The sequence below is a fragment of the Pseudoalteromonas sp. 2CM32C genome, from assembly GCF_023161925.1.
In the GTDB taxonomy this organism is placed as follows: Bacteria; Pseudomonadota; Gammaproteobacteria; order Enterobacterales; family Alteromonadaceae; genus Pseudoalteromonas; species Pseudoalteromonas marina.
On sequence record NZ_JALNTI010000001.1, the window covers coordinates 600,506 to 613,882 of the forward strand.

General features: G+C 42.4%; 12 protein-coding genes, 3 tRNA genes and 1 riboswitch. Of the genes, 3 read left to right on the forward strand and 12 right to left on the reverse strand.

Annotation, left to right across the window (positions count from 1 at the left end; translation table 11 throughout):
* The 4 genes from MTF67_RS02830 to orn all read right to left on the reverse strand — a co-directional run bounded on the left by MTF67_RS02830 (position 1) and on the right by orn (position 1,072).
* Positions 1-73, reverse strand: a tRNA-Gly gene (locus MTF67_RS02830).
* Between the two features lie 93 nt (positions 74-166).
* Positions 167-242 (reverse strand) — tRNA-Gly (locus tag MTF67_RS02835).
* Between the two features lie 38 nt (positions 243-280).
* A tRNA-Gly gene (locus MTF67_RS02840) sits at positions 281-356 on the reverse strand.
* Positions 357-526: 170 nt separating this feature from the next.
* Positions 527-1,072, reverse strand: coding sequence for an oligoribonuclease (gene orn, locus MTF67_RS02845; RefSeq protein WP_008130263.1), 546 nt, complete (start codon positions 1,070-1,072; stop codon positions 527-529).
* Between the two features lie 162 nt (positions 1,073-1,234).
* On the opposite strand from orn, the gene rsgA reads away from it, so the two are divergent.
* Together rsgA and asd are read left to right on the forward strand one after the other, a co-directional pair.
* On the forward strand, positions 1,235-2,293 hold the full coding sequence (gene rsgA, locus MTF67_RS02850) for a small ribosomal subunit biogenesis GTPase RsgA (protein WP_248518642.1): 1,059 nt from the start codon (positions 1,235-1,237) through the stop codon (positions 2,291-2,293).
* Between the two features lie 15 nt (positions 2,294-2,308).
* Positions 2,309-3,187, forward strand: a complete 879-nt coding sequence (gene asd / locus MTF67_RS02855; RefSeq protein ID WP_248518643.1) for an archaetidylserine decarboxylase — start codon at positions 2,309-2,311, stop codon at positions 3,185-3,187.
* A 147-nt stretch (positions 3,188-3,334) separates the two neighbouring features.
* On the opposite strand, the gene MTF67_RS02860 is transcribed toward asd, so the two are convergent.
* From MTF67_RS02860 to MTF67_RS02895, 8 genes are all read right to left on the reverse strand, one after another.
* Positions 3,335-4,084, reverse strand: coding sequence for a HesA/MoeB/ThiF family protein (locus MTF67_RS02860; protein ID WP_248518644.1), 750 nt, complete (start codon positions 4,082-4,084; stop codon positions 3,335-3,337).
* Positions 4,077-5,603 carry a thiamine phosphate synthase gene (thiE, locus tag MTF67_RS02865; RefSeq protein WP_248518645.1) on the reverse strand — a complete coding sequence of 509 codons (1,527 nt, stop codon included), beginning with the start codon at positions 5,601-5,603 and terminating at the stop codon, positions 4,077-4,079. Before thiE ends, MTF67_RS02860 begins: the two co-directional genes overlap by 8 nt.
* 13 nt (positions 5,604-5,616) lie before the next feature.
* Complete coding sequence (locus MTF67_RS02870) at positions 5,617-6,408, reverse strand: thiazole synthase (RefSeq protein WP_248518646.1); 792 nt, start codon at positions 6,406-6,408, stop codon at positions 5,617-5,619.
* A 4-nt stretch (positions 6,409-6,412) separates the two neighbouring features.
* Positions 6,413-6,607: a sulfur carrier protein ThiS gene (gene thiS, locus MTF67_RS02875; RefSeq protein ID WP_006792068.1), complete on the reverse strand. Its 195-nt coding sequence runs from the start codon at positions 6,605-6,607 to the stop codon at positions 6,413-6,415.
* Entirely contained in the window at positions 6,608-7,615 is a 1,008-nt protein-coding gene (locus tag MTF67_RS02880; protein ID WP_248518647.1) for an FAD-dependent oxidoreductase, read from the reverse strand.
* A gap of 105 nt (positions 7,616-7,720) precedes the next feature.
* On the reverse strand, positions 7,721-9,673 hold the full coding sequence (gene thiC / locus MTF67_RS02885; RefSeq protein ID WP_008130246.1) for a phosphomethylpyrimidine synthase ThiC: 1,953 nt from the start codon (positions 9,671-9,673) through the stop codon (positions 7,721-7,723).
* A 144-nt stretch (positions 9,674-9,817) separates the two neighbouring features.
* Positions 9,818-9,926, reverse strand: a riboswitch (TPP riboswitch).
* A gap of 100 nt (positions 9,927-10,026) precedes the next feature.
* Positions 10,027-10,425: an META domain-containing protein gene (locus MTF67_RS02890; RefSeq protein WP_033025531.1), complete on the reverse strand. Its 399-nt coding sequence runs from the start codon at positions 10,423-10,425 to the stop codon at positions 10,027-10,029.
* 121 nt (positions 10,426-10,546) lie between these two features.
* Positions 10,547-10,951 carry an acyl-CoA thioesterase gene (locus tag MTF67_RS02895; RefSeq protein WP_008130241.1) on the reverse strand — a complete coding sequence of 135 codons (405 nt, stop codon included), beginning with the start codon at positions 10,949-10,951 and terminating at the stop codon, positions 10,547-10,549.
* Positions 10,952-11,080: 129 nt separating this feature from the next.
* On the opposite strand from MTF67_RS02895, the gene MTF67_RS02900 reads away from it, so the two are divergent.
* Entirely contained in the window at positions 11,081-13,198 is a 2,118-nt protein-coding gene (locus tag MTF67_RS02900) for a TonB-dependent receptor (protein WP_248518648.1), read from the forward strand.
* Positions 13,199-13,377: the final 179 nt, after the last annotated feature.

Genomic DNA, 13,377 nt, shown 5'->3' on the forward strand with positions numbered 1-13,377 from the left:
AGCGGTACACGAGGCTCGAACTCGTGACCTCGACCTTGGCAAGGTCGCGCTCTACCAACTGAGCTAGTACCGCATTTTTACTTCTTTAGTTATTTTAGGTTGGTGCGCGACAGGTCGCGTTCAACACTCTAGCAACTGAGCTAGTACCGCATTTTTGGTTAGAAATTGGAGCGGTACACGAGGCTCGAACTCGTGACCTCGACCTTGGCAAGGTCGCGCTCTACCAACTGAGCTAGTACCGCATTTCTATATTTTAACTCCAATTTCTTTGGTGAGAAATTGGAGCGGCACACGAGGCTCGAACTCGTGACCTCGACCTTGGCAAGGTCGCGCTCTACCAACTGAGCTAGTGCCGCATTATGGTTAGTCAGTAATTTGTCCGTTGGTGCGCGACACGTCGCGTTCAACATTCCGGCAACTGAGCTAGTGCCGCATAATCGCTTGCTCAAGCGCACTAACCCCGCGGGGGTTATCGTCTTGAGCGGGGCAGGATTCTACAATAATACGATGTGTTTGCAAGTGTTTTTTACAAATTAAAGAATTTTTCTCTGTATACCTTCAATTCCATAATCGAATCTTTAATGTCGTCTAAGGCAAGGTGAGAGCCTTTTTTATTCACTTGAGCGAGCACTTCTGGTTTCCAACGTCTAGCAAGTTCTTTAATCGTACTTACATCAAGGTTGCGGTAATGGAAAAAATCTTCGAGTTCACGCATATATTTATTCATAAAGCGTCTGTCTTGCCCAATAGAGTTACCGCACATTGGGGATGCACCGGCTGGCACCCATTGCTTTAAAAACTCTAATGTTTGCGCTACCGCATACTCTTCATCAAACGTACTTGCTTTACAACGCGCAGTTAAGCCTGATTTACCGTGCTGAGTAGTACACCACTCATCCATACCATTAAGTAATTCATCGCTTTGATGAATAGCAATAGTTGGCCCCTCGGCTAATATATTAAGGTCTGCATCAGTGACAACAGTTGCAATTTCAAGTATTTTATCGGTTGCAGGTTCAAGTCCGGTCATTTCCAGATCGAGCCAAATTAAGTTTGATTTATTAATAGTCATAATTACCTTAAACGGTGCTTTTCTTTAGATCCAACGCATTTCGATATATCATATTAGCATCAACCGTCGAGCTAAAGCTTTTTTTATACCAACTCGGTTAAGTATTATTGCGAATTGGTATTATGCTCAAAGCCGACATTTAAACAAGGTTATAGGCCAAACGTGGCAAAACAGAAAAAATTAAGTAAAGGCCAATCGCGTCAGATCAAGGCCAATCATCAAAAGCGTATTAATAGTGCAGGTTCAAAACCAGCTAAAAAAGGTGCCCAAGAGTGGCAGGCAGATAATTTAGGTCAGGTTGAAAGCGCCATTGTGATCAGTCGATTTGGCCAGCACGCTGATGTTGAAACGCAAAATGGAGACGTGCTTCGCTGTAATATACGCCGAACGGTATCTAATTTAGTATGTGGCGACGAAGTGTTATTTCGTCGCGCTAAAGTAAGTGAAGGCGATTTAGCCGGAGTTATTGAAGCAACACAAGAGCGTCGCTCGCAGCTTACTCGCCCCGATTTCTACGATGGGGTAAAAGTAATTGCTGCAAATATTGACCAAATACTTATGGTTTCTGCTGTATTACCTGAGTTTACCCCTAGCATTATTGATCGCTATTTAATTGCCTGTGAAGACATGGGTATTGAGCCTATTTTAATCCTCAACAAAATCGATTTAATCGACGAAGCCGGCCTAAAAGATATTCAAAACGTGCTCGATATTTATCGCAAATTAAATTATCGCGTACTGCTTGTCAGCAATATAACCGGAGAAGGAATTGATGAGCTTAAAGACATGCTTGTTGGTAAAAATAATATTTTTGTAGGTCAAAGTGGCGTGGGTAAATCAACCCTAGTAAATACTGTACTGCCAAATGCCGAAATATTAACGAAAGAGGTATCCGAAAACAGTGGCTTAGGCCAACACACCACAACGGTATCACGCCTTCATCACTTACCCTCTGGCGGTAACTTAATTGACTCGCCGGGTATTCGTGAATTTGGGTTGTGGCATTTAGACGTTGAGCGTGTAACTTGGTGCTTTAAAGAATTTAGAGAATTTATAGGTGGATGCCGCTTTAGAGACTGCAGACACTTAAATGACCCGGGCTGTATAATTAAAGAAGCCGTAGCCAATGGCGACATTTCGCAACTACGTTTTGACAGCTACCACCGAATTTTAGAATCAATGGCCGATGGCCGTGCCGGCGCTCGTGCGCCGCGTGTATAATTAAGGAAAAATACCGTGAGCTTAGACAAATTTAAAATCGCAATGCAGTACGCAATGCCAAAACACTTTATTTCGCGCGTTGTGGGTAAATTAGCAGCTGCAAAAGCCGGTGCGTTAACAACAACGCTTATTAAACTGTTTATCAAGCAATATAAAATAGATATGAGTGAGGCTAAATATTCAGACCCGTCTCATTACAAAACATTTAACGAGTTTTTTACTCGTCCACTCAAAGACGGCGTTCGTCCAATGGTTGAAGACGCTGATACAATAATTCATCCAGTAGATGGTGCAATTAGCCAGCTAGGCGACATAGTTGATGGGCAGCTTATTCAAGCCAAAGGCCACGACTATAGCTTGCAGGCACTTTTGGGTGGGTCTGAGGACGATACTACTGCGTTTTTAGGTGGTAAATTTGCAACTATTTATTTAGCTCCGAAAGATTACCACCGTATTCATATGCCTATTGATGGCACATTAAGCAAAATGATTTACGTACCGGGTGATTTATTTTCGGTAAATCCGCTTACAGCGCAAAATGTTCCCAACTTATTTGCGCGTAACGAGCGTGTAGTGGCTATTTTTGAAACGGAAATAGGTCCACTCGCTATGGTATTGGTAGGCGCAACTATTGTCGCTAGCATAGAAACTGTTTGGGCCGGTACTGTTACTCCACCAGCAGGTAGTGATGTATTTAGTTGGAATTACCCGACCAGCGGTGAAAACGCAATCACACTTAAGAAAGGCGAGGAAATGGGTCGCTTTAAATTAGGCTCAACGGTAGTGCTTGCATGGGGTGCTAATAAAGCAAACATACTAGACGATCAACTACCAGAAGTGGTTACTCGCTTAGGTACTGTGTTTGCAAAAATTAAAGAAAGTGAAGAGCTATAAGTTTTTAGTTTTTAGTTAAAGATTAAAAGCACCGCGTTTATGACAAATGCGGTGCTTTTTTATTGGTAGACAATGAGCTTGCTCATGTTAGAAGCGCAGCTTCTCATGGCTTAATCCCAAGTTTAGCCCCGCGAATTACCTCTTATTTTATCCACCACACTCTTTACAGTTTAAATCTTTAACTACTTTAAAATGTTGCTGCTTTAAACTCAGTGCATCAAAGGTAATAAATGCACTCCCCTCAACATGCCCGAGTAAAAAATTAAGCGTAAGTTGTGCCTGCATAGAACCAACAATCCCTAATAAAGGGCTTATTACCCCCGCATTACTACAATTAATAGCGGGTGCTTCACTCGTTTTTGGAAAAATACAGCCGTAGCAAGGGCTTTGAGTCTGTGTAAAATCAAAGCCCATTAACTGCCCGCTTGTCGCGATAGCTGCGCCAGCTATTAAACGCGTTTTATTCGCTAAGCAATACCGGTTAATTGCATAGCGCGTGGTAAAATTATCTGAGCAATCAAGTACTACATCGGCATTGCTTAAAAGCTCAGCGCAATTCTCGTCATCAAGCTTTTTACTCTGCGTTACTATATTTATTTGATTATTGAGGCTCGTTAATACTTTACCAGCGGCCGCTACCTTACTTTGTCCTAAATGATTAACTTTATAAAGCACTTGGCGCTGTAGGTTTGAAAGATCAACGGCATCATCGTCTATTAAAATAAGCGTTCCAATACCTGCCGCCGCTAAATACAAAAGTGCTGGACTGCCTAAACCGCCTGCACCGACTACAGCAACAGTGGCAGACTTTAGTGCTAACTGCCCTTCTAGCCCCACTTCTTTTAATAATAAGTGGCGGCTATAACGCAGGGTTTCTTTATCGCTGAGCTTATCCATGTGGCTGGTTTATAGCGCTTTGTAGCGAGCTAATAGCTGCAATATAGTCATCCGCTTCACTAATGGCCCTTACTACCGCAACACTACCGACGCCTGTATTAGCAACTTCATTTGCGCGGGTTAAATCAATTCCGCCAATAGCAACCGTTGGGTAACTTTGCATTAATGGCACACACTTTTTAAGTTTATCGAGCCCTTGTATTTGCCCTGTCATATCTTTAGTAGTGGTTGGATAAATAGCGCCAAATGCCACGTAACTTGGTCGGTAGTTATGCGCACGTAGCATTTCATAAAAACCATGAGTCGAAAGCCCAAGCCTTAACCCTGCGTTTTTAATGGCGGCTAAATTAGCAATGCCTAAGTCTTCTTGGCCTAAATGCACGCCATAAGCACCGTGCTTTATTGCTAACTGCCAGTAATCATTTATAAATACGTGAGCCCGGTACTTATTACCTAGTTCAACAGCCTGTTTTATGAGTTCATCAAGCTCAGTATCCGTTTTATTTTTAACACGTAATTGTGCTGTTTTGATCCCTTGCTGTAAGCACTTTTCTAGCCAGTCAATACTATCAACAACCGCGTACAAGCCTAATTGTTTACTTTCACAGGGTGCAAAATCAGCGGCAATATTAAACTCAAGCGGCACATCAAAATCAAGTTCATCACCAAGCCAGCTACCTGGCTCTATAACTTGAGGATAGTCATCTAAATGTGTAGGAAATGATGTTTGCGCTACAGGCCCTATTCCTTCACCGTACCTAACCGACTGCTTTAAACCTCGGTTTATATAAGCTTTGGCTAAAATAAAGGCATCTTTTAGTGGATAATCTTTTGCTAAACACGCTGCAATAACCGACGCCATACTGCATCCCGTACCATGGTTGTGTGGGGTTTGAGTTTTTTTATTACCTAGCCAATATTCTTCATTATTTTGTATGCAGTAATCAATACAGTAACCACTAGGGAAATCCCAATGCCCACCTTTAATAACCACTGACTTTGCTCCCCAACTTAGCAGTTTATTTGCAGCGTCTTTAACGGCGCTTGGGCCAATTAAATATACGCCGGTTAATAATTGAGTCTCGTGCGTGTTAGGTGTTATTACATCCACCAGCGGCAATAAGCACTCTTTAATAGCGCTTACGGTATCTTCTTCGGTTAATACATCCCCGCTTGAGGCAATAGCAACGGGGTCGTAAACAATCACTGGTGGAACTGGCCATTTAGCTTTGTAGTGGCTTATGTGTTCACTGATTAATTGAATTTGCTGCACATTTGCTAACATGCCAATTTTAATTACTTTGGCCTTCATGTCTTTTTCAAGTGCCAAAAGCTGTGATTCAATAATATCGGTAGACACCGCATTAATAGCTTCTACACCTAAACTATTTTGCGCCGTAAGCGCGGTAATTGCGGTACAGCCATGTACACCAAAACTTTGCATTGCCTTTATATCGGCTTGAATACCTGCGCCACCGCCAGAATCAGATCCGGCAATTGTCCACACTACGTTATTCATATATTTTATTTCCTTACTGCTGATGCCAAAACGGCATGCCCATTGTAGGAGTTGAGGGTGCTGCGAGGTCTTTTTCGGGCATTGCTTTAGCGTTATAAGCAAAGCGCCCTGCCTCAACCGCCGCCTTAAATGCAAGGCTCATAGTTTTTGGGCAACCCGCCCCAGCAATGGCTGAATTTAATAATACAGCATCATACCCTAATTCAAGCGCTTGGCAGGCATGCGACGGTAGACCTAACCCTGCATCCACGATAAGTGTTGTATTTGGTAAGCGCTCACGAATCGTTTTTAAATTGTAACTATTTAACAAGCCTTTTCCTGTGCCTATTGGTGCCCCCCATGGCATAAGCACTTCGCATCCTAGGTCATTTAAACGCTGACAAAGCACTAAATCATCGGTGCAATAAGGCAGTACTTTAAACCCATCGTTAATTAGTATTTCTGTGGCTTCAAGCAAAGCAAATGGATCAGGTTGCAAGTTATAGTCATCACCTATCAGCTCAAGCTTAATCCAATCGGTAGCAAATACTTCACGACACATTTGAGCAAGGGTTACCGCTTCTTTTACGCTGTGACACCCGGCCGTATTGGGCAATATTTTTAAACCCGTATTTTTTATCAATTGCCAAAAGTCATCACCTGCTTCTGCACTTTGCTGGCGCCTTAGTGATACCGTGACAACCCCCGCTCCGGATGCTTCAATTGATTGCGTCATAATATCTGGCGATGGATACAAAGCGGTGCCAATTAATAATCGGCTATTAATTGCTTCACCATAAATATTTAACGTGTCTTTTACTTGCATGCGCCTACCCACCTTGAATGGGCGATAACAATTCAATGCTATCCCCTTCATTTATAACAAAACCGTTATGCTGACTTTTTGGTATAAATACGCCATTAACAGCCACCGCATAAGGGGCAATTGCTCCATACTCTTTTAATATCTCAAGTAACGCATGAGAGGTTAAATCTAAAAGCTCACCGTTTAACGTAATCTTCATTTAATTCTCACCTATGTACGATAGCGCTTGTGCAACAAGAACAGGGGCTAACATATAGCCATGACGATATAAGCCATTAATGCTAATAACATTTCCTGATTTTTTTACTTGCGGTCTGTTGTCACTAAACGCAGGGCGGAGCCCTGTTTGAACTCCTAATAAACGCCCTTCTGCAAACCCACTATGCACAGTGTAAGCTGCCGACAATAGTTCTAGTGTTGAACGTACAGTGGCTGGGCCGCTGTCTTGCGATTCAATTTCAGTTGCACCAATGACATATTCATTATTAGGTTTTGGTGCAATATAAATAGGATACCGCGGATGCATTAATCGCACTGGGCGCGTTAAATTAACTTCTGGCGCATAAAGTCGCGCAACCTCACCTCTTACACCACGAAGCTGTTGCTCTTTTTTTGCGCCAAGCCCTCTGCAATCAATAATAAAATCAAACGGGCGATTATTAATTTCACCATTTTTAATGGTTACCCGCTGATTAAACACAAACTTCACTTTTCGCCTATTAAGCATGCTATAGCTTGCTTTATAAAAGCCTTGGTTATCTATTTGCCCATCACAGGGTAAAAACACACCTTGGCTAAAACGATTCGCAAGTTCTGGCTCTAACTGCGCTATTTTCTGAGTATTTAAAGCCTCAGCATTGTGCCCAGCTATGGGTTTTATTCGCTGGGTAAAGCTTTGAAGGTCACCTTTATCTTGTTGATGTGCAACCACTAATGTGCCTTGCTGCTGAAAAAACACATCGTGTTCAAGCTCTTCAATTATTTGTGGCCAGCGATTAATCGAATCCAACCCCATTTGCGCTAAATCGGCTTCACACAATACCGACTCAGCCAATGGCGCAAGCATAGCTGCTGCAACTTTGCCTGCGCTATTGAGAGCATGTTCATCATCGGCCTCAAACACGCTCACATTGTGCTGCTTACTTAGCTCGAGTGCAGCAAGCCTTCCTGCTAAACCAAATCCAACAATGGCAATATGGTACTGCATAAAAAATCCTTCATTGGCTGGCCGCGAGTCACAAACTACATGCAATCTTGCGCTAAGGTAGCCACCTCATTGCACGTAGTTAGATATCCGCAGCCTAAGGTCGAATTATATCGCTTTGTGATAAATTTCAGAGCCCGTTTGCTTAAACTCCTCTGATTTAGCTTTCATTTGCGCTTCTACATCAATCATTTTAATTTCAATAGCCTCACCCGCGTTATTGGGATCAATACCACGCTCCTCTAAATCGTTAGCGTAATCGCGTACCTCTTGGCTGATTTTCATAGAGCAAAATTTAGGGCCACACATAGAGCAAAAATGAGCTACTTTGCCCGACTCTTGTGGCAGTGTTTCGTCGTGGTATTCGCGTGCACGTTCAGGGTCTAAACCAATATTAAATTGGTCATGCCATCTAAACTCAAAACGCGCTTTTGACAAGGCATTATCGCGCTCTTGCGCGCCTGGGTGTCCTTTAGCTAAATCGGCGGCATGCGCTGCAATTTTGTAGGTAATTAAACCTTCTTTAACGTCTTCTTTATTTGGTAAGCCTAAATGTTCTTTTGGCGTTACATAACACAACATAGCACAGCCATACCACGCTATTTGCGCCGCTCCAATACCCGATGTAATGTGGTCGTACCCTGGTGCAATATCGGTTGTTAGTGGGCCTAGAGTATAAAATGGCGCTTCGCCACAATGTTCTAGTTGCTCATCCATGTTGGCTTTAATCATGTGCATTGGCACATGCCCTGGCCCTTCAATAAATACTTGTACGTCATGCTTCCATGCTATTTGTGTTAGCTCGCCTAATGTACGTAACTCACTAAATTGTGCTTCATCGTTTGCATCAGCAATAGAGCCTGGGCGAAGGCCATCGCCTAATGAAAAACACACATCGTATTGTTTTAAAATTTCACAAATATCTTCAAAGTGCGTGTATAAAAAGTTCTCTTTATGGTGCGCTAAACACCATTTGGCCATAATAGAGCCACCGCGCGATACAATACCTGTAACACGTTTTGCCGTCATCGGGACGTAGCGCAAAAGCACACCGGCATGAATAGTAAAGTAGTCCACGCCCTGCTCTGCTTGTTCAATTAGGGTATCGCGGAATATTTCCCACGTTAAGTCTTCAGCTACACCGTTTACTTTTTCAAGGGCCTGATAAATAGGCACAGTACCAATGGGTACAGGCGAGTTACGTACTACCCACTCACGTGTTTCGTGAATATAGCGCCCTGTTGATAAATCCATTACGGTATCGGCGCCCCAACGAGTCGACCACACCATTTTTTCTACTTCTTCTTCAATAGATGAAGTGACCGATGAATTACCTATATTAGCGTTCACTTTAACCAAAAAGTTACGGCCCACGATCATTGGTTCGGTTTCTGGATGGTTGATATTGTTAGGTAAAATTGCGCGGCCGCGTGCTATTTCGTCACGTACAAATTCAGGGGTTATAAAATCGGGAATACTCGCGCCAAACGACTCACCCTTATGTTGCGCAGCTAATAACTCTTCTCGAATCTTTGCACGCCCCATATTTTCTCGCACTGCAACGTATTCCATCTCTGGCGTTACAATACCTTGGCGGGCGTAATGCATTTGTGTGACATTTTTGCCCGCTTTACCACGGCGAATTTTTGGTAGGTGATCAAATCGAATATGATCAAGTCCATCATCAGCCATACGCTGCTGTGCAAACTGCGAGGTGACCGAATCGAGTACTTCTGTATCGTTGCGCCCTGCAATCCATTGCTCACGAAATTTTGGTAACCCTTTACGTACATCTAATTCAAAATTTGGGTCAGTGTAAGGGCCCGATGTATCGTAAACACGAAGGGGCTCATTAGATTCATACACCGGATTTTCGTCGGTGCCACCAATAAACGTATCACTGAGTGTTATTTCGCGCATACCCACACGCACGCCTGGCTGGCTACCTTCAACGTACACTTTTTGAGAATTTGGAAATGGCTGCCCTGTTAAATTATAAATATATTCAGAAGCAGCTGCGCGCGTTTCGCGACGCGATGATTTATTTGTAGTGTTTGACATGACTTACCTCATAACTAAAGGGTTGTCTTGTCAGATATTCCAAAAGGAATAGAGAAAGATCGTAAAGTAGCTTCATGCCACTTTGCAGCCTATAAAAATGGGTATCGCTTTATTGCACGCATAAAAAAAGACGCACAAGCGTCCCGTTTTAGGCAGCTTGTTCCCTACGCAGGTATTAACCTGATCAGGTTCACGGATCCCGCTTTCGCGATCTCAGCCTAAGCAACATACTTAGGCACTCCGACAAGTATATAAATTGTTCGTTGATTTAATAAACAATCTTATTAAATCTGCGTTGAGTGTACGCCAGTTAAAAAAGACCCGCAAGGGGTCATTTTTTAAAACTCTAAAATTTATTTAGCAACAAATACAAACTTTTGCTCGCCTTGCATAACTAATTTTTGACCTTGCATGCTAAGCGTTGCACCTTGCTTTAACGTTTTTAAAAACTGCTGTTCAAACTTATCTGTTTTTTCGCCGCAAGATTTTCGGGTCATTCCAACTTTTTGCACACTAAGGCTACTTTCGTTAAGTTCACCCTCACCAAAGAATCGGTTACATCCTGCAAATCCATTTACTTGAAGCGCTTCTATAAAGCTAACGGAGGCCGTGTATTGTTCCTCTAAGGCTAAATCATCAATTGTAGATAACTGCCATTGTGTGTACTTTAGCTGCTCACTGGTAACGGTCCCTGTTGATGCGCAACCAACACATAAACCGATTAAAAGCATCGGTATTGCTGCTAATTTCATACTGCTACTAACTCATTGTCTAATTAATGTCATAATAACAATATTTATGCGATTTATCCGTTAAATTTGCATGTTTTAAATGTAATTTTTTGTTCATAAAACGTTATTTATAGAATATGAGTTAGCTTAAATCATTATTGTTGAATAGGGTTTGCATTTCGGGTGGTAAAAAAGGACGCCCTTTTTCGTTAACGGCAGTACCTATTACTTTTGCTTTAAGCATCACTTGCTGGTCGTGTTTACGTACAATAGTTTGCTCAAACGCAAACTTTAAACGACTTAGACGAACGGGCTTTACAGACACATAAAACTCATCTTCTGGCACCAATGAGTGCTTGTAATCAACTTCACTACGAATCACAACTAAATTAACTTTTTGCTTAGCAAGTAATGCAAAGTCTACACCGTTCGAAAATAGGAATTCATGGCGGGCATGTTCTAAATAATTAAAATAAACACTGTTATTAACGATCCCTTGTAAATCGCATTCGTAATGACGTACTTTAAAATCAACTTTAAAAGTCATATTAGTAATCCTAGTTTTTTTACGTATAATCGCTGCGTTATAACACAGGTATAAAAATAATTACTAGGGTCAGTTTGTCTTTTAAGATTAATACTAAAAGGTCAACAGACCCCAGCATAAGCCCCTAAAATGGAGTTAAGTAACAAAATGAACTTACGTTTGTCTTTAATCACTGCCGCACTTTTGCCGCTAATGAGTGCCCCTTTTTCAGCTAATGCTGATGATAGCGACATAGAAAAAATAGTGGTCACCGGTGACTTTCAACGAGAAACTATTCAAACTTTAAGTGCCAGTGCAAGTTTACTCAGTGAAGAAGAAATAAGCCTACGTGGTGCAAGTTACTTAGACGAAATATTAGGCAGTGCCGCTAACGTAAACTTCACTGCGGGTGCGTCTCGTGGGCGTTTTATACAAATTCGTGGCGTGGGTTTACGCTCACAATTTGTTGACCCTATTAACCCTTCGGTTGGTTTAGTTATTGATGGCATTAACTACTCTGGCCTTGGTGGCAGTTCATTATTATTTGATATTGACCAAGTAGAAATTTACCGTGGACCTCAAGGAACACGCTTTGGTGCAGACGGCATGGCCGGTATGATCCAAATGCAATCAGCTAAAGCAACTAGCGATCCGAGTTTAAAACTGCACTTAGGTGCTGGCACATACAACAGCCATGAAGCAGGCCTTGCAGCAAGCACTGGTTTGACCGACGATACAACGGCTCGTGTTAGTTACTTTCGCAGAAAATCTGACGGCTACGTAGACAACTTATACTTGAACGAGTCGACACAAAATCAAGACGAGCAAGTTGCACGCTTTAAGTTAAACTCTCAGCTTACTGAAAACCTAAACACTGAGTTAAATTTTCATTATATTGATATAAACAATGGTTACGATGCCTTTACGCTCGACAATAGCCGCGACAGCGTTGCGGATGAACCAGGTCAAGATAACCAAAAAAGTTACGCGGTAGGTATTGCTAACACTTACACGGGTTTAGATAAATTTGATGTAAGCCTTAATGTTTCAGCAATCGATAGCGAGTTACTTTATAGCTACGATGAAGACTGGGTTTGTAATGATATTAACGAGCCGCAACTTTGTGCTGCAGGCTTACACCCTTGGGGTTACAGCTCTACTGATATTTACAATCGCGATCGCGATGATCAATCAGCTAACTTACAGTTTAACGATAAAACCGGTAACTGGGTTGCGGGTCTTTATTATCAAAACCGCAATGTTGATTTAGAGCGCCAATACACATGGCTTGCAAGCCCATTTGCCTCTACTTATGAAACCAGCAATATTGCATTGTATGGCCAAGTAGCAACCCCTATTGGCCCAAAAACCACCTTAATAACAGGCCTACGTGTTGAGCAATACCAAGGTGATTACACCGACAGTAACGGTTTTATACAAGAAACCGACGATGTTATGCTCGGTGGTAAAGTCGCGCTTGAGTATCAAGTAATAGATCGCACTATGATCTATGCAAGTATTACGCGTGGTTACAAAGCCGGTGGTATTAATTCTGAAGCGCTTGCAAAAGCAAAAGATGAAGGCCTAAACCTAGACGCTAACTTTTTTCAACAGCACACCAGCTTCGACCCTGAATACTTATGGAGCAGTGAATTTGGCGTTAAAGGATCATCACTCGATGACGCTTTAACACTTCGCCTTGCGGCATTTTATATGCACCGCGACGACATACAGTTAAAAGCATGGCAAGTTGAAGGCCAGCAGTTTACAGGCTACGTTGATAACGCAAGCTCTGGTAGTAACTACGGACTTGAAATTGAAGGTAACTACCGACTCACCGACAACCTATTATTAACCGGTAGCGCTGGTTACTTAGATACAGAAATAGATAACTTTGTAACGCAATCTGGTTTAAACCAAGATGGCCGTGAACAAGCCCAATCGCCTAAGTACCAATATGCATTTACCGCACGCTACAATTTTACCAATGCTTTCTATGCCATGGTGGGTATTGAAGGGAAAGATGATTACTACTTCTCAGACAGCCATAACTCAAAAGCGCCTAACAGCAACTTAGTTAACTTAAGCTTCGGCTACGACGCTGACATGTGGTCAGTTCGTGCATGGGCACGCAACGTGTTTGATGAAGCTGTGCCGACGCGTGGTTTTGAGTTCGGTAACGACCCACTTGATGGCTACGAAACGCATACCTACACACAATTAGGTGAGCCAAGAGTAGCAGGTATAACGTTTACGTTAGAGCTGTAAGTTGTCAGTTAAAGATTAGAAACACCGCGCTTAATTAAAGCGCGGTGTTTTTACTTGTAGACGTTGAGCTTGCTCACGTTAGAAGCAACGCCTCTAATTACTTTAATTTAAGTACAATCGATATAATCAAACAACCTTTCAAAACCTCGCTTTAACGCGCCAGCAAGCTTTGCGCTTAC